Source organism: Paenibacillus medicaginis, from assembly GCF_042138635.1.
Lineage (GTDB): Bacteria > Bacillota > Bacilli > Paenibacillales > Paenibacillaceae > Paenibacillus > Paenibacillus medicaginis.
This window is the reverse complement of sequence record NZ_JBHIRY010000005.1, coordinates 94,314-111,688: the sequence shown is the minus strand read 5'-3', so window position 1 is coordinate 111,688 and position 17,375 is coordinate 94,314. Positions and strand designations below refer to the sequence as shown.

Here is a 17,375-nt window from a genome sequence, read left to right as displayed (position 1 = left end):
ACCCATTGGGAAGGAAGTGCGGATATGTGCCGAATTGGTTTAATCGGGGATTTTAATGAGGAGGTTACAGCGCACAGAGCTATACCTCAGGCCATTCAATTAGCAGCTAAGGATTTGGGCATGTCAGTGAGCTACGAATGGGTGGCAACGCCGACACTGGAGCAAAATGTTGACCAAAAACTTTCTGGGTATGATGCGATTTGGGCGGTCCCGGCCAGTCCGTACCAAAGCATGCAAGGGGCATTCAACGGCATCCAGTATGCACGCGAGCAACAGATTCCTTTTTTGGGCACATGCGGCGGCTTTCAGCATATGGTGATTGAGTTTGCAAGAAATGTCATGGGACTTGCTGAAGCCGATCATGCCGAGGATAATCCCGCCGCATCCATAATCTTGGTTGCTCCCCTGTCGTGCTCCGTAAGTGAACAAGTCCACACCTTTACACTAACCCCTGGTTCGAAAACGGCAAAGATTTATGATTCCCATGAGATCCATGAACAGTACGGGATTTGCAATTACGGTTTAAACTCTGAATTTGCCCCTAGCTTGGAAAAAGCAGGCTTGCGAATTGTCGGCACAGATCTGGACGGTGAAGTCCGAATTATGGAGCTGGATCACCATCCTTTCTTTGTAGGGACGTTATTCCAGCCAGAGCGTTCAGTATTGAAAAACATCACCCACCCTTTAATCAAAGCTTTCCTTCGTGCGGCCGGAGAGAAATAGCTCAACTTTGCTCCCATCTAAAAAATACATAGGATTCCACAGGAGGGATTGGATGTTCATCGTAAATGTCGAGGGTGCGATTCTCCAGCAGGACAAGTGGCTGCTTATCAAACGAAGCAGCAAAGAGGAGCACGCAGGCGGCACCCTTTCTCTGGTCGGCGGCAAGGCTGATCTGGAAGGAGTCTCTACGGAAATTCTCGAAAGGACGGTCAGACGGGAAATTTTTGAGGAAGTTGGTATAGAAATTGCGGAAGCTGTCCAATTTTTGTACAGTTCCTCTTTTGTGTTAGATGATGGGCGACCTGTAATCAATATTGTTTTCCTGTGCGAGTATGGTCAAGGAACTGCGTATCCCAAAAGCCCCGACGAGGTCGATGAGGTACTGTGGATGACAACTGACGAGATCATGAATCATCCAGATGCGCCGCCTTGGACGAAAGAAAGCATATCGAGGGCGGAGCAGCACTTAAAGGCCGTTCTTCAACAGCACGACCGAACTAAAAAATAAATTGAAAGGGGCGTTGCGATGACTGAAGATACGAAAGAGAGTCTGGCGGCCGAAATTGCAGCTCATCTTAAGCATACATTCGGTCTTTCCGTGAGCGAAGCAGCAGTGATTGACAAGGGCTGGCTTAACATCAAATGGAAGATGGTAACGGACCAGGGGCCGAGGTTTATCAAGTATTATCATCCGGTTCGTTACAACCTGAACGCACGGCCTGAAAAAAGAAACGCGATCGAGAATACGCTCCGGATTCAGCATGTATTGAATAGAGCCGGAGTCCCATGCCCGCAGGTTTTTCCGCATAACAGTCATTGTATTCAAGAAACACCGTCAGGCTTATTATATACCATGCTGGAGTGGACTGACGGTTATACCGCCGAGGCTGGATCTTTGAATACAATTCAAATGTACCAACTGGGGCAAGCTGCGGGCAAAATGCATAAATGGCTGCGCTCAGTACCGCCACTGAACAAGCCTGCCTGGAAACCTGACAAAGACCTCTATCTCAAAGAGTGGCAGGTAAACCACGAAAAAGCGCAGGCGGCTGGAGATGAGATTGTATTAGAATGGCTCAATCGGTCACGGCAGGTTGTTAAAGCCATGGATTTCCGAATGTTTGAATCCTCTCCGGCGGGCTGGCTGCACTGGGATTTGTGGGTGGATAATATCCTGTTGAACCCAGAGGGACTGGCTTCTATTGTGGATTTCGACAGAATGACGATGGTATATCAGGAAATTGATATCGCCCGCGCAATCTTGTCGGGATCTTTACGGAACGGTCAGCTCAATAAGGAGGCTGCACAGGCATTTTTGAATGGATACCGCGAGCATCTGGAAGTGCCCTACGGCATGCTCTCCCGCGCTATGTACATGCTTTATTTGGACGAATCCATTTGGTGGCTTCGGACAGAGGTTCGTATGGAAAGCGAGATCAGATCCTTGCTCCACCGATTCGTCGAGGAAATGCACTGGATTGAGGATCATTGGACAACGCTGCCTGATCAATTGGAAAGCCTGTTATAATCGGAGCAAACTCGTCAAAATCAACTCATGCACGTTCTGAAGAGAGGGAGTATCATGCTGTTCCAAAATGGAAAATTAATGGTTCGTGAGTTGGAAGACAGGGATGCCGGCCTGCTGGCAAAATGGCTTTCCGACCCCGCTGTTCTGGAATTTTATGAAGGGCGGGACAATGCTTTCGATGCAGAAAAGATTCTTGATATTTACTATGATCCGGAAGATGACACAGTAAAATGCATTATTCAATTCGATGGCTGCGAAATAGGATACATACAATACTACCAATTAGACGATGAGACAAGACAAGCATATGGGTATTCGGATAAGGATGGAACGATCTACGGAACAGACCAGTTCATAGGAGAGCCGGATTATTGGAAGAAAGGAATCGGCACCCTGCTTGTTTCCGCTATGCTTCAATTTTTAATTGAGCACAAAAAAGCGGACCGGGTCGTCATGGACCCTCGGACCAGTAATGAAAGAGCCTTAAGGTGCTACGAAAAATGCGGCTTTAAGAAAGTACGGCTTCTTCCGAAACGCGAGCTTCACGAAGGAGAATATCGGGATTGCTGGTTGATTGAATACAAAATATAAAATAGCGTCGGCAATCAGGCACTCTTTTCGAGTCCTGGTCTGCCGCTTTTTTTCATGCAATCGGGTGACATAAAAACCTGACGGTTGGGTAATTACAATACAAGAACATCGATACTATCACAGATGGGAGAGATGAACATGGAAGACCAAACTAAAAAAATGGTATACGGGATCGTAGCAGGAGCCTTGGTTGGCGCGGGGATCGGCGCGCTGCTGGCACCGAAGAATGGAAGGGATATGCGGACCACGCTCGTCAATCTGCTGAAGCTGATCAAGGAGAAAGGCCCTGAGTATAACGAAAAAGGGCGTGAAATTACCGAGAAAGGCCGCGAGGCCGCAGAAGTCGTCAAAGAGTCAATCGGCGTAGTAAAGGAAGCGAAAGACGAAGCGGTTGCAGCAGCCCAAGAGGTAAAAACTGAGCTGAAGGAATTCAAGGCGAATAACAGCGCAAGCAGCAATGATTCCGATTCCGAATCAAGCGGGGCGCTGAGTACAAGGCATAGCCATTAATCCGCTGGAAGCTACAGTCTCAATAGTAAATTACGCACCTACAGAGGTTGAGAGTCTTATCACAGCTAAAAGATCATATCCGGGAAGGAGCTGCCGCCCTTGTCCTTCCCGGACAATTTTATAAAGCGTTCAATGAATCACTCTTCCCCCGGCATCCCTGCATAAATATCTTCGTTCTTAATTTCATCCCTAACTACCCGCCTGATAGAGCCGATCATACACATCCTTATTAACCATTCTCAGCCCAAACAATCTGCGGACACGCTGGCCGGGCTTGGCCTTGAAGGTTACGGTCGCCTGCTCCTTGCCTTCCAGACAGGCAGCCGGAATTTCGGCATGAATGTTGTAAAACTTGTCGGCTTCATCAAAGCCTTCACTAAACTGCTCAAGCGGGTGGCCGTTCACCAAAATATTAAAACCGCAGTTGGGCATTTCCAGTGCGGCTGTATAGGTAATGACAAGCAGCATCGGTGCGGTCGGATCGATCTTCAAGTCAAAAGAAAACCAGCCGTCGATGCCCGCATTCCGGTAAGGGCGGTTGTTCACATATCCGGTACGGGTTGAAGCATCACCCTGGAAGTTATGATCCCGCTCAGGCTGCATTTCCCCAGGCTGGGCAAAATCGATGGTACACTGCTCCAGAATGGCCAGCTTTTCACGTGCGGCAGTGTATTCCTTTTCCGCCTCCTGCCACCCTTCTTTCGTAAAAATGTCCCAATATACGGAATACGTACGGTCATGCATTTTATAAAAAGGAGATAATTCCACATCCCGCGGATGCCCGGCCCCCGAAGTGCTAAACGTGTTCGTTTTCCCCTCCACCGGCTGTATCCATGACTCCAGTTCCTCGGCTTGCGGGATAAATACCGGGGTGTAGAGGAAATCCCTGGCCTTTGGATCATCGATCAGACCGAGGTCGCCCGCCAGCACCAGCGGTCCGTACATAACCGCCGCCCGTCCCGGATTATCCGACATAGTCTCCAGCCTCAGCGACATGGGTATCGTCACCTCTACCGCATCACCGTCGATCCAAGTTCTCGCAATAGATACGAAGCTTCCCGGCTCTGTCACAACCTCCTGTTCTTTGCCGTTTACACGTACGGTTATGCCTTGAAGAGCCCAATACGGATAACGAATGAGCAGGGTCAAGGAGACAGGATGATCACATTGGATTTCCAGCTTGGTATGATCCGTTTCCGGATAAGAGGTGCTTTGCTTTAACGTGATTCCCGCTTCTTTCCATTCCAATGTGGACGCGATAAACTGGTTGACATACAGCTTGCTTCTGTTCCTCCTTTGTAGGCTCAAAGCCAAAATAGGTGCTTGACCAGGGAATAGGTGCGAACACGCATAAAAACACAAAAATTCTAACGGTTGTAAGCGACGCTATTTGGGTAAAAACAGAGGATTATAAGATGTAACGGTTGCCATCGAGCTTATTTCCCATTTTTCGTAGGCAAAAAGGCTGTCTCTCCTAAATAAGCACGCATATAACCGTTAGTAAAGAAAGCTTCGTTTTTCCGGCCAAATAAGCGCTATGACAACTGTTAGCAAAGAAAAAAGCTTCTTCAGTTTCGCGAGCATTAATATGCGCGTCCGGCAGCTTGCTCCCACTGCCGGTACAGCTGCATTCTCGCCTCCGTGATACCGGGATGAAACTGAATCAGCGCATGTTCCCGGGCAGTATGGACCTCACGGATCGCCTCCTGTACCCGCTGTTCCCCATCGACTCCGGCAAGGCCGGCGGCATGGACAATGGAGGCGGCTGCCAGACGGCCCTGGGCCATAGCGACCAACCCGCTTTCGATGCCGGTAATATTCCCCGCTACATACAGCCCTTTGAGCGTGGTTTCCATACGTTCACTATGCAGCGGAACATGCCCGCCCAGCCCCGGGCTGTAGACGAATTTGCAGCCCGCCACCGCCGCGAGCTCAGCGAGCGGATACAATCCGCCGCTCAGCGCCACGAAGTCGACGGGCTCGACACGCTCGCTGCCGGGAATCGGCGAGCCGTCCGGTTTGACCCGAACCAGGGTCACAGACTCGACCCGGTCCCGCCCGTTCACGGACAGCACCGCCGTCCGCAAACGGATGGGAATATCCCACAGGCGAAAGCCCCTGTGGGGATAACAGCGCGCAATGAGGCCCTCCAGCCGCAGCGCCGCTGCCAGCCTGCCGCCTGTGCGCATCCAGGCGGCGGGGGCGAGCCCCGAGAGCTGCAGCAGCAGCTTCACGGAGGCAGCCGGATGGGCCGCAGTGCCTGCCAGCGGATGGGCGCACGGCAGCGCAATCGCAGCGATCTTGACCCCGGCGACGGACAGCTCGCGGGCAATCGCCATGGATAAGACGTTCATGCCTACAATAATGCCACGTTCCCCCGGCTTGACATAATGAACGTTGGTCAGCACCTGCGCTGCTCCAATAGACATAACGCCAGGCAGCGTCCAGCCTTCCAGCGGAACGGGAGCTTCGGCGGCCCCCGTCGCCAGCAGCACGTAATCAGCGGTGAATAATCCGTGGGAGGTGAAAATCCCCCATGTGGCCGTATATTCCATGCCATGCACAGATACGCCGCAGCGGATATCCACCCCCAGATCCCTGCAGCGGGCAATCAGCTGATCCGCAACAAACTTTCCGACCCACCAGCCTTTACCGCCTTCCTCATGATACTGTCCGGGCATACGCCCGCCCGGCTCCGTAAATTCATCCAGCACCGTGACCCGCATTCCGTACCCGGCAGCCGCTGCCGCAGCGGACAGCCCGGCCGGGCCTGCGCCAATGACGATGAGCTGCACGCTGTTACTCATGTCACCATTCTCCCCGTGATTTCATTCGACAGCTGTCGCCCGCTTTCCACGATCATGCCCTCCTCCAGCCTTGTCAGACAGGAGCGGACGGTACCGAGCGAATGAACCGTCAGACGGCATTCGCTGCAGTGCCCGATCGCGCAATAAATGCCCCTGGGCGTGCCGGATTCCTCATGTCTTCTCAGCAAGCGGACACCACCCGCCAGCAGCGCTGCCGCCAGCGGTTCTCCGGCCAGCCCCTGCATGGGACGCCCGTCGAAGGTGAAGGACACCTGCCGCCGTGCAGATTTGGGCCCCAGAATCGGGTGATTGACAATGCGCATATCGCTCATAGGGAACCTCCCTCTGCCAACTGGCCGAACGTGACGGGACGCACCGGAGGCCTTTGCGATAACAGCTCCGCCTCCCGGCGGGCAGCAGGATACTGGCTGTAAAACCACGACTCCACCACCTGACGGCAGACCCTGCCCTGACAGGCCCCCATCGTCACCCGTGTCGCCATTTTAAGCTGCCGCACCGTGTCCATTCCCTCGCGGCAGGCTTCCTCAAGCTGTGCCAGACTCACTTCCTCGCAGCGGCAAACCATCAAATGCGTTGACCCGTCAGACGTCCTGACATCCATTCCAACCGCCTCCTTTGCTCCGCTGCCCGCTTATCCAAAATTAATCGCACAGGTTTTAAGTGCTGAATAAAAATCAAGCGCTGCCTGACCCTGCTCCCGCGTATGCGAGCTGGACTGCTTCAGACCGCCGAAGGGAGCCTGATATTCGACACCGGCGGTCTCCTGATTTACCCGTACCATACCGGCTTCCGCCTCATCGAGAAAGCGGTGGGCCAGCCGCAAATCGCGGGTGAACAGCGAGGCGCTTAACCCGTATACCGTCTCATTGCACAGCCGGATCGCATCCTCAAAATCGTCCGCTGGCAGGACGCTGATCACGGGTCCAAAAATCTCCTCCCGAATCAGCGAGTGTGATGAATCCAACCCGGCGGCCACCAACGGACGCACGTAATACCCGTGCTCCGTCCCGGCAGCGGCTCCGCCCTCGGCCAAAATGTCGGCTTCCCGGCGGGCCATCTCCACATAGGACATTACCTTCTCATACTGGCCTGCGGACGCCACCGGTCCGAGATACGCCCCAGGGTCCAGCGCCGGGGCAACCTGGATGCTGTTTACCGCCTGACGCAAAGCTTCCGTAAACGTTTCATAGACAGGCCGCTCCACGATTACCCGGCTGGTGGCCGTGCATTTTTGCCCCGCTGAGCGGAAAGCCCCGCTGATGATCGCCGCCACCGCCTGCGCCACATCCGCGTCCTTCAGCACGATGGCGGCATTTTTACCGCCCATCTCGGTCTGGTACTTAAGGTTGCGCCGCGCACACTGCTCCGCAATGCCCAAGCCTGTAGCGGTTGAGCCTGTAAAGCTGACGGCATCCAATTCCTTATGCGCCAGCAAAACATCACCTATCGCGTGACCCTGACCGATCACCAGATTCAGCACACCGGCAGGAAGCTGTGCCGCTTCAAACAGCTCAGCAATCCGAACCGCCGTGAGCGAAGCATACTCGGCAGGCTTCCAGATGACCGTGTTGCCACAGAGGAGTGCGGGCGCGATTTTCCATAGCGGGATGGCGACCGGAAAATTCCATGGCGTAATGACGGCCGTTACCCCGAGTGGAACGCGCTTCGTATATTGCAGCACTCCAGATTCATTGGAGGGAATGACCGTACCGATGGAACGCACCCCCTCTGCCGCGTAATAGCGGAGCAAATGGACGCCCCGCATCACCTCGCCGCGCATCTCGGTAATGGGCTTGCCCATCTCGCGGCTGGCCAGTTCGGCCACCTCCGCCAGACTTGCCTCCAGCAGCCCGGCAGCCCTGAACAGATAGGCCCCCCGGGCTGCCGGAGTTAATGCCCCCCAGCCCGCTTGAGCCCGCCGCGCCGCTTCCCCGGCTTGAGCTATATCATCCTTCGTAGAAAAACGGACAACCCCCACCTCTTCCTGCAGCGCCGAAGGGTTGCACACGACCATCTCATCGCCGGAAGGATCCTGCCACTCGCCACCGATCCAATTCCGGCTCTCCACCGTCTTCACCTCCATTAGGATGAGACCCCGCTCGGACGAACGGCCGCCTCAAAGGCTTCACGAATGCGGTCATACTCTGCCTGCGGCAGCGCCAGTCTGGGCGGGCGTGTCGGGCCGACCGGAAATCCGGCCAGCTCCATCATATATTTGATGGACTGCACCAGCTGCGGCTTGGCATCATAATGGAACAGCGGCAGCAGCCTGCGGTACAAAGCGGAAGCCTCCGCTATATTTCCTGCCCGTGCAAGCCGGAACAGCTCCACCCCTTCCGTTGGCAGCGCATTGGGCACTCCCGAAATCCAGCCTGTCGCGCCAAACAGCGCTCCCTCCATCGCCAGATTATCCACGCCAACCATCACTTCAAGGTCTGTCGTCTCCAGAATGGTGTGCATACGTCTTACATCGCCGGAAAACTCCTTGACAGCTACGATATTATCCAATCGTGATAAGTCCGCAAGCACCTCAGGGGTCAGGTCCACCTTGTAATCATGGGGATTGTTATACACAATGATCGGCAGGCCTACCTCTGCCAGCGCTTCATAATGGGCGGTTACCTCATGAGGCAGCGGATTGTAATTAATGGGCGGCAGTGCCATAACACCTGCTGCCCCGGCATCCTTCGCATGCTGAACCCAATGCACCGCCTGCCTGGTGGATGGAGCCGCCGATCCCACAACAACCGGGACACGTCCCGCCGTGGCGTCAATGACGGTATGCACCACCTGCGAGCGTTCTTCCGGGGATAAAGCCGCATACTCGCCCAGTGATCCCGTGGAGACCAGCCCGTCAATACCATTCGCAATCAGATGCTCACACAGTTCGGTCAGACGCTTGTAATCGACCTCCAGTTCGGCCGTAAACGGTGTAACCAGAGCCACATACACACCCTCAAAACGTGCCATACACTCACCAACCCTTTCCCAATCCAATTTTCTTACTTACAAAAAAGCGGCTACATCAACAGAAACCCTTCCCTAAGCGGGTCCTCCGGGTCCAGCACAAATTGATGATGTCCTGTTACCCAGGCTGAGCCTGTAATTTGCGGAATCACCGCCGGATAGGGACCCACCTGCGTTTCGCCCACAATTTCCGCACGGAACATCGAGCCCGTAATGCTTTCATGCACAAACGGTTCATGCAGCCCCAGCTTACCCTGGGCATGTAGCAGCGCCACCTTGGCCGAGGTTCCTGTGCCGCAGGGCGAACGATCGATGCCTCCCGGCGGGATGACAACGACATTGCGGCAATGGGCTTCTGGAACGGTCGGTTCCCCGTAAAATTCAATATGCGTCATTCCGCGAATCACCGTGTTGTCGGGATGCACGACCTCTACCACCGCATTCACCGCTTCCCGAATCTGCACCGCCTTCCGGACAATCTCTGCCCCATTATGCTGCTCCAACGCAAGACCGATGGAAGCCGCCTCGATAATACCGTAAAAATTGCCGCCATAGGCAATATCCAGCGTCACTTGCCCAAGACCTTGCACCTGGACCTCCACCTCGTGGCGGTACACAAAGGATGGGATATTCGTAAACGTCACCTGCTTCACCCTGCCTCCATCCACATCCAGCCGCACCTGAACGGGACCAGCGGGAGTATCCAGCAATATGGACTTTTTGTCCGGGGTAATGAATCCGATTTCCATCAGCGCCGTGCATACGCCAATCGTATCGTGACCGCACATCGGCAGATAGCCGCCTGTCTCCATAAACACCACTCCGATATCGGCATCCGGATGACAGGGCTCTGTTAAAATACAGCCTGACATGACCTCATGCCCGCGCGGCTCGAACATGAGCAGACGGCGAAAATCATCATGATGCTCTGCCATGTAAGTCATCTTCTCCAGCATCGTACGGCCGATCAGCTTGGGGGCGCCGTGAATGACCGTTCGTGTCGGATTGCCTCCGGTGTGGGTATCAATCGTCATAATTTTGCCAAGCTCACTCATCCGGTTACCTCCCCTTGAATCCCAAGACTGGCATCATCCTTTTCAAACCGGTCATACCGAAGCGGCTCCAGCGGTACACAGGCAGGCTCGCCGCGTATCATTTCCGTCACCAGCTTTCCCGTCACCGCAGCCAGGCTGATCCCGTCCCCTTCATGACCGGAAGCAATAAAAAGTCCCGGCACTTCCTCCACGGCCGATATAATCGGCAAATGGTCCGGTGTCCATGGACGCAGGCCGGTATACGCCCTCATCAGCGGCATGTTGGCCAGCACCGGAAAGAAGCGAATCGCCCGGCGGGCGATCAGACGGATCACCTGCTGATCGACACTTGTATCCATCCCGACAAACTGACGGCTGCTGCCAATCAAAATGTTTTGCGATGCGGTAGGCTCGAATACCATGGCTATGCCGTATTTTTCATCCTCTTCAGCCACGCTCCGTGTTCCGCCAAACTTGCTCATCAGATAGCCAAACTCCATGACCTTCCGCTTCCCGATGGATGGTATGCGGGCAGATACCAGGATATGTCCCTTGCGCGGTATAATGGGCAGGTTCAGGCCAAGTGACTGACCGATGGCGCGTGTCCATACCCCTGCCGCCAATACCACTGCACCTGCACGGATAGCGCCGCGAGGTGTCTCCACCCCGCGGACATTGCCGCCCGCGTCCTTCAGGACAGACTGCACCGGCGTGTGCGGCAACAATCTGGCTCCCATCCGGCGCGCAGCTTTGGCCAGCGCATACGTCATCAGCACCGGATTCACGGTGGAATCTGTCGCACACTCCAGTCCCCCCGGCAAATCCTGCGCCAGATACGGCCATTCCTCTCGCAGATCCTGATGGTCCAGCATGCGGAACGGAAGCCCTTCCTGCTGTTGCCGGGTGACCCACTGCAACGCCGCCTGCATCTCCTGCTCATTTTCACAGACAAGGATGCTGCCCGGCGCGCGGTACTCGAACTCATCCTCCAGCTCCCCGGCCAGCTCTGCCACCAGCTGCTGCGACAGCAGCGACATGCGGCTGTCCAGTCCCGGCTCCTTGTCGATCGCCAATATATTTCCGTCACAACGCGACGAAGTGCCGCCGGCAATTTCTCCGCGCTCAACAAGTACGACCTGCAAGCCGGATTTTGCCGCATAATAAGCGATAGCCGCACCGATGATGCCGCCGCCTACAACCAGCAGATCCGCCGCATCGTGTTTCATTCGTCGACCTCTCCTTCCACTGCTGCAATGGGATTACAGCTTGAGTGAATAGCTCCGTGTCACAGGTTTACCCAGTTCATCATAATCCCGCAGTTGTACGGTGAACGTATACGTTTTGTTTCCTGTTCCGCTTGCCGCCGTTCCGCTAATCGTTCCCGTGAATCGATCCAGCTTGAAACCTGCGGGCAGCTCGCCTTGCGTGACCGTCCAATCATAAAACGGTACGCCACCCTTTGCCTCCAGCTTGACCGAATAGGCCTGCCCTTGAACAGGTGCGGGCAGCTCCTTTGTCACAATCTCCGGCGCGAGGAAAGGAGTCAAATTTTTGCGCAACGGCCAGCCTGCTTTTTCGGCTACGAGTAGCGACAGCTTGGTATTCATCCAGCGCCGGGTCGGGAACAGATGATTCCAGCCGCCATTTTGTCCGCTCAGTCTGTCCACCTCAGCCAGCGCTCCGGAGAGATGATAGCTATTGTCCAGCAGGGCCGGTCTATTTTGATAAGCCAAAATGACCGGATCATTGCCTCCCGACTCCTTCAGTGCTCTCACGCCAGGGAATGTGTCGCTGAACACCACCGCATGGCCGAATTCGTGCATCATCAGCCCATACACATCCGTCACCTTGGACAGGTCAGACTGATACCATTCTTCGTCATTCACGGACGTAAATGGAACCGCATCATCATAGAAATCCAGAATCAGACCGTAAGAACGGTTCAAATTGCCCGGTACAGTTACACCGTTCCGGGTGTGATATTTGCCGTTCGCTGCCGGATAACCCGTGGAATACGGTCCGTTCAACCCTCTGAGGAACACCCACATGCCGTTATAGGCTTTGTTATTTGACACCTGTATCGTATTTTGCCAGTCGTCTCCGGGAAGATGGTTGGCCTCCGCCCCGGTCGGAACCGTGTCGAAGGGCTTCAGATCGAAGAAATAAAACCAGTCCTTTATGGCCAGCTCTGTGGCTTTTCTGGTGGCAGCATCATTGAAATAAGGTTTGATCGTATCGAAGCGGTAGTCAAAATCAATCGGGATGGACGGCTCGGCATTATCATCCTGATCCAGTACCCGAATGGGAATGGTCTGGTTCGTCGTGCTCCCATCCCTTCCCGTCACGGCCATGGACAGCGTGTACTTCTCAATTTCGCCGTTCCCGCCGATCCGATCAGGATGGATGGCCAGCAGGAAGTTCTTCTCCTCCAGCGCGCTGTTGAAGGTCAAGGTTTTGCTGGCTCCGTTCGCCGACAGCGTGCTTGGCAAATCCATCATCAGGCGGGATGTGCCCTGTGCTTTCAGCGTTACGGTTACCGGAAAAGAAGCGTCCGCCGGCGGCTTGACTTTTAACTTCACATACGGATTTGCCAGATACCCCTGCCAATCGACCAGCTCGATGCCATAATCGTTCACCGTCCGCTTGAAAATGTCGATAACCTGGGCACCCGCTGGCGCTAACGCTTGCAATTCCGCTTGTGCTTGCAATTCCTCTTCGGCAAAAGCCTTCTCACCCGGAACAGCCGGTGTTAACGCAACGATCAGGGCAGCCGCAAGCGTGGTCAAACCTACCTTTGTGCTTCGTTTGTGCATTTTTAATCCCTCCATCATTTTTTTTTGGATGACTTGCGAAATAACTGCGTTCCTACAATACAAGCAGTTCCTTCGGCGAAGAGGTCAGCACTTTGACACCATCATCTGTTATTAACACATCATCCTCAATGCGGACCCCGCCGAAACCCGGAATATAAATCCCCGGCTCCACCGTAAGGACATGACCCGGCACCAGCACCGACTTGCTTTCGCGGGACAGCCGCACCTGCTCATGAATCTCAAGACCAAAGCCGTGACCCAGCCCGTGGCCAAAATACTCGCCATAGCCGTATGAGGCAATCACATCCCGCCCTAGGCTGTCCCCCTCTCGCCCACTTAACCCCGGGCAAAGTCCCGCAATCGTCTTCTTGTTGGCCTCCAGCACAATGGAATATAATTCCTCATGCCGCTCTGATGGTGTTCCGACAAATACCGTGCGTGTCAGATCAGATAAATAACCGCGCAAGTTGGCGCCAAAATCCATCGTGACAAACTCATCCCGGCCAATTTCCTTGTCACTGGCCAGCCCGTGCGGCAGCGCCGAACGCTCTCCCGAAGCGACAATGAACGCAAAGCCGCCCGCATCCGCACCCGCCAGCCGCAGTCTGTACTCCAGCTCCGCCGCAATCCGCCGCTCTGTTACACCAGGCTTGATCGAATTCAGCACTTCTGTAAAAGCGGCCTCCGTGATGCGCACCGCCTCGCTGATGGTGCGGATCTCTTCCTCATCCTTTACATCGCGCAGCCTTTCAACTACATCCACAGTCAGCACATATTCCAGCGAGCCAAGCGCCGCTTGAAGCTCGCCCGACTGCTGCAGGGAGACATGACGGCTCTCTACACCAAGCCGCTGAACACCTAACTTCCTTGCAAGCTCAGCCACAGTTTGGAGAATTGGCCCCTCATGCTGCTGGATGGAATATTCCGGCGCCTGCTCCGCTGCTTGTATCATGTAGCGAAAATCCGTGACCAGGAAAGCTTCCTGCTCTGTAATGAGCGCTATCCCCGCCGAGCCGGTAAACCCGGTCATATAACGGCGGTTGGGACCATGTGTAATCAGCAGCGCGTCTATACCTAGCGCGGGGGATTCCGCGCGCAAGCGGGCCAATCTGCCCGGTACACCCTTCATGCCCTCTTCTTTCATTCATTCGCCTCCTTTTCTCAAATCGTGCAACCTGGCTTCCTGCTAGCCTTTTATCCCTGTCAAGGTGATGCCTTCAATAAAATAGCGCTGCCCGATAAAAAAAAGCAGGACAACAGGAGCCAAAATCGTGCTGGAAGCCGCCATCAGATATGGCCAATTTGTATTGTTCAGCCCGCGAAACGTCGCGAGTCCCAGCGCCAGCGTAAAATTCCTTTCATCGCTTAGATAAATAATCGGACCCAGAAAATCGTTCCACACGTCAATAAAGGTAAAAATGCCGATCACGATCAAGGCTGGCGAACACAGGGGAACGATAACACGCCACAGCACGGTCAGAGGTGTGCCTCCATCCATATATGCCGCTTCATCCAGATCACGCGGAATCGTCAGCATGAATTGACGCATCAGGAAGATATTAAATGCTCCGCCGCCGAACCATGCGGGAACGATCAGCGGCAGGAATGTATTCAGCCCTCCCAGTTCACGCCACATGACGAAGGTGGGAATGAGCGTCACCGCGTAAGGCAGCATCATCGAGCCGATCAGCAGGGAAAAAATCAGCTGCCGTCCCGGCCAGCGCAATCGTGCAAAGGAAAACGCCGAGATTATGGAGGTTAACAGCACGCCCGCCAGCACACATACTTCAATGATGAATGTATTCATGAAGTACCTGCCGAATGGCACCGAGGTCAGCGCTTCCGGATAATTGCTCCATTGAAATGGAGCAGGGACCCACTCCGGCGGGAACACGAAGATTTGCGAGGTTCCCATCAGTGAGCTGCGAATGAGCCATACAAATGGCAGCAGCATGAAAACACTGCCTGTGATTAAAGTGATGTACAGCAGCACACGGGTAAACCGGAAGGGTTTGGCACCTAAAACCTGATTCATGAACGTCCACCCCCTTCATAGTGAACCCACTTGCTGGCCGTGGAAAAAATAAGGGCAGTCAATGCCATGATGACGAAAAACAAAATCCAGGCCAGTGCTGAAGCATAACCGATTTTCGTTTCCGTAAAGGCTGTGCGCCACAAGTAAAATACATAGAACAAGGTCGAATTGTTGGGTCCCCCAAGGGTCATGACATAGGCCTGGTTGAAGGATTGAAAGGTAGAGATTAAAGACATTACGAGATTGAAGAAAATGGTCGGGGTCATCGAAGGAATGGTAATATGAATGAATTTATGCCACATATGGCCGCCGTCTACTTCAGCCGCTTCATACAAATGGGCAGGCACCGACTGCAGCCCGGCTAAAAAGATAATGACCGTGTTCCCGATCCCCCACGTGCTCATCATAATCAAGGAAGGAATGGCTGTCCTCTCATCATAAATCCACTTGCTTCCCGGCAGTCCGACTTGCTCCAGCAATGAATTCAATAAACCAAAATCCGGGTTAAACATCCACAGCCACAGCATGGTGTTGGCAATGCTCGGTACAATGGTAGGCAAATAATAAATGGTGCGGAACACCGACAGGCCCTTCACCTTCTGATTTAAGAGCAGCGCAATGATAAAAGCCGCCGCCAGACCAAGGGGGACACTGCCCAATGCATAATAAGCGGTCACAAACATGGATTTGGAAAATGTAGCATCCTCAGTCAAAATCGTCCGGTAATTATCCAGCCCGACAAAGCTCATTTGTCCGCCTATTGTCCAGTCGGTCAGGCTGAAGACAAATGAGGCCGCAATCGGTCCAATCGTAAAGATCATGAGTCCCAGGATGGCAGGAAGCGCAAACAGCAGACCCCAGTTTCGCTCCATACGTTCCATTCCTGATTTTGGCCGCTTCATGAGCTGTTCTCCTTTCCCGGCGTTCCTGCCGGATTATTCATCCGGGTATACGCCTTGCAGCAAGGGCTGAATGATGGGCTCCAGCTCATCCAGCGCCTGCTGCGCCGTTTTCTTGTTCGTCCAGATCAGATCCAGCCCCGGGGTCAGCTTGGAACCGATATCAGGCCAGTTGCGCAGGGTGGTGGTCAACGGCTTGATCGCATAATCTCTGGCATACTTGATGCCTGCCTCCTGAAATTCCGGCGGATGTGCGGCGTTATTGGTCCATGACTGGATAGCCTGCTCATCTGTATAATATTTTTCCTCGATAGGCATCCACAGACCGGATTTGAACAGCTCTACCTTCTCCGGGTTGTTATGGTACAAATAAAATTCGAGTGCTTCCTTCGGATGCTTGGTGGACTGGAAAATCACCGTCGCTCCTGCAACAATCATCGTTTTGGGCTCCTTCAGTTTCGGAAGGACGCCAACGCTCCATTGCAGCTGCTTGTTATTGGAAAAGTCCAGCAGGGACCATGTCCCGTCTACCACCATGGCAACCTTTTTCGTCTGCAGCCGGATCGTATTGGAAGGCATATCCTGCTGTTGAATCAAATCCGGGGACACATGCTCCTTGAACACCAGATCCTGCAGCTTCTGGAATACCTCCACCGACTCAGGGCTATTCAGGGTATACTTTGTGCCTGTCTCGTCGGTTAAGCCTGCGCCGTTGCTCGCCAGAAGCGGGCCCCAGGAGCTGCGGTCGTTGCCAAAGGCAAAGCCGTATTGCACAATATTATCCGGATCGAATCCGCTTTCCCCCGGATGCTTGCCGTTCTGATCCTTGGTCAGCTTTTTCGCAATTTCCAGAAACTCATCCCAGGTCCAGGCCTGTTCGGGATCCGCAGGCGGGACGGGGACTCCCGCTTCCGTAAACAGCTCCTTGTTGTAAAATAACTGCATGACTTCCAGTGCGGTGTAATTGCCGATTGATTTGCCGGGTTCGCTGTAGAGATAGGAGGATTTAAGCTTGTTGGTTAATTCGGGATATTCGTCATAATAAGAGGATAAATCCAGGAGCTTACCTTCACTTGCCCATTTCATCGTGAGTGAATCGCCCAGATAGGCGATATCCGGCAGCTGATTCGCGGCCATTAATGTGTTGATTTTGGTCGTGTAATCACCCGGAACATGCTCGCCCTTCACCCGGATGTTCGGGTGGGAAGCATTAAAGCTCTCGACCATCTTTTCCATCGCCTGCTTCTCGTCATTGCTTCCCCAGTACATGAACCTGAGCTCGACCGCATCCGAATTGGGCGTTTCGCCTGCGTTCCCGCTGCAAGCCGTCAGCCCTGCCAGCATCGTCGTCAGCACAAGAGCCATCCATGTCCGTAACCGTCGTTTCACCATGCTCACCGGCCCCTTCCTGAATCGGATTCTCCTTACAAGAGGTAGTTCAAAAAGT

The 17,375-nt window shown here is 54.0% G+C and carries 18 protein-coding genes; 5 read left to right on the top strand and 13 right to left on the bottom strand.

The features are described 5' to 3' along the window. Positions 1-24: 24 nt before the first annotated feature. The 5 genes from ACE5LO_RS07430 to ACE5LO_RS07410 all read left to right on the top strand — a co-directional run bounded on the left by ACE5LO_RS07430 (position 25) and on the right by ACE5LO_RS07410 (position 3,352). A complete protein-coding gene (locus ACE5LO_RS07430) occupies positions 25-723 on the top strand; it encodes a CTP synthase C-terminal region-related (seleno)protein (RefSeq protein WP_375519398.1) in 699 nt (232 codons plus the stop codon). Between the two features lie 52 nt (positions 724-775). Next, entirely contained in the window at positions 776-1,231 is a 456-nt protein-coding gene (locus ACE5LO_RS07425) for an NUDIX hydrolase (RefSeq protein ID WP_375519397.1), read from the top strand. 18 nt (positions 1,232-1,249) lie between these two features. Further along, the gene (locus ACE5LO_RS07420; protein WP_375519396.1) at positions 1,250-2,251 is read left to right on the top strand and encodes a phosphotransferase enzyme family protein; all 1,002 of its coding nucleotides are present in this window, start codon (positions 1,250-1,252) and stop codon (positions 2,249-2,251) included. Positions 2,252-2,305: 54 nt separating this feature from the next. Next, entirely contained in the window at positions 2,306-2,842 is a 537-nt protein-coding gene (locus ACE5LO_RS07415; RefSeq protein WP_375519395.1) for a GNAT family N-acetyltransferase, read from the top strand. 138 nt (positions 2,843-2,980) lie between these two features. After that, entirely contained in the window at positions 2,981-3,352 is a 372-nt protein-coding gene (locus tag ACE5LO_RS07410; protein WP_375519394.1) for a YtxH domain-containing protein, read from the top strand. 189 nt (positions 3,353-3,541) lie between these two features. Here the strand turns inward: ACE5LO_RS07410 and ACE5LO_RS07405 are convergent, their stop codons facing one another. From ACE5LO_RS07405 to ACE5LO_RS07345, 13 genes are all read right to left on the bottom strand, one after another. Beyond that, entirely contained in the window at positions 3,542-4,660 is a 1,119-nt protein-coding gene (locus ACE5LO_RS07405; RefSeq protein WP_375519393.1) for a DUF6805 domain-containing protein, read from the bottom strand. Between the two features lie 275 nt (positions 4,661-4,935). Next, positions 4,936-6,159: an NAD(P)/FAD-dependent oxidoreductase gene (locus ACE5LO_RS07400; RefSeq protein WP_375519392.1), complete on the bottom strand. Its 1,224-nt coding sequence runs from the start codon at positions 6,157-6,159 to the stop codon at positions 4,936-4,938. Further along, positions 6,156-6,491 (bottom strand): (2Fe-2S)-binding protein, encoded by a 336-nt coding sequence (locus ACE5LO_RS07395; RefSeq protein ID WP_375519391.1) that lies wholly within the window; start codon positions 6,489-6,491, stop codon positions 6,156-6,158. The genes ACE5LO_RS07400 and ACE5LO_RS07395 overlap by 4 nt, the downstream gene beginning before the upstream one ends. Further along, positions 6,488-6,781, bottom strand: coding sequence for a (2Fe-2S)-binding protein (locus ACE5LO_RS07390; protein WP_375519390.1), 294 nt, complete (start codon positions 6,779-6,781; stop codon positions 6,488-6,490). Before ACE5LO_RS07390 ends, ACE5LO_RS07395 begins: the two co-directional genes overlap by 4 nt. Positions 6,782-6,811: 30 nt before the next feature. Continuing rightward, positions 6,812-8,248, bottom strand: coding sequence for an aldehyde dehydrogenase family protein (locus ACE5LO_RS07385; RefSeq protein WP_375519389.1), 1,437 nt, complete (start codon positions 8,246-8,248; stop codon positions 6,812-6,814). A gap of 14 nt (positions 8,249-8,262) precedes the next feature. After that, positions 8,263-9,150 carry a dihydrodipicolinate synthase family protein gene (locus tag ACE5LO_RS07380; RefSeq protein ID WP_375519388.1) on the bottom strand — a complete coding sequence of 296 codons (888 nt, stop codon included), beginning with the start codon at positions 9,148-9,150 and terminating at the stop codon, positions 8,263-8,265. Between the two features lie 50 nt (positions 9,151-9,200). Further along, positions 9,201-10,202, bottom strand: coding sequence for a proline racemase family protein (locus tag ACE5LO_RS07375; RefSeq protein ID WP_375519387.1), 1,002 nt, complete (start codon positions 10,200-10,202; stop codon positions 9,201-9,203). Further along, positions 10,199-11,407, bottom strand: a complete 1,209-nt coding sequence (locus ACE5LO_RS07370) for an NAD(P)/FAD-dependent oxidoreductase (RefSeq protein ID WP_375519386.1) — start codon at positions 11,405-11,407, stop codon at positions 10,199-10,201. Before ACE5LO_RS07370 ends, ACE5LO_RS07375 begins: the two co-directional genes overlap by 4 nt. Positions 11,408-11,440: 33 nt before the next feature. After that, positions 11,441-12,994: an Ig domain-containing protein gene (locus tag ACE5LO_RS07365; protein ID WP_375519385.1), complete on the bottom strand. Its 1,554-nt coding sequence runs from the start codon at positions 12,992-12,994 to the stop codon at positions 11,441-11,443. Positions 12,995-13,046: 52 nt separating this feature from the next. Continuing rightward, the gene (locus ACE5LO_RS07360) at positions 13,047-14,138 is read right to left on the bottom strand and encodes a M24 family metallopeptidase (protein ID WP_375519384.1); all 1,092 of its coding nucleotides are present in this window, start codon (positions 14,136-14,138) and stop codon (positions 13,047-13,049) included. A gap of 42 nt (positions 14,139-14,180) precedes the next feature. Then, a complete protein-coding gene (locus ACE5LO_RS07355) occupies positions 14,181-15,029 on the bottom strand; it encodes a carbohydrate ABC transporter permease (RefSeq protein WP_375519383.1) in 849 nt (282 codons plus the stop codon). Beyond that, the gene (locus ACE5LO_RS07350) at positions 15,026-15,931 is read right to left on the bottom strand and encodes a carbohydrate ABC transporter permease (protein WP_375519382.1); all 906 of its coding nucleotides are present in this window, start codon (positions 15,929-15,931) and stop codon (positions 15,026-15,028) included. The genes ACE5LO_RS07355 and ACE5LO_RS07350 overlap by 4 nt, the downstream gene beginning before the upstream one ends. A 33-nt stretch (positions 15,932-15,964) precedes the next feature. After that, a complete protein-coding gene (locus tag ACE5LO_RS07345; RefSeq protein ID WP_375519381.1) occupies positions 15,965-17,320 on the bottom strand; it encodes an ABC transporter substrate-binding protein in 1,356 nt (451 codons plus the stop codon). Positions 17,321-17,375 lie beyond the last annotated feature (55 nt).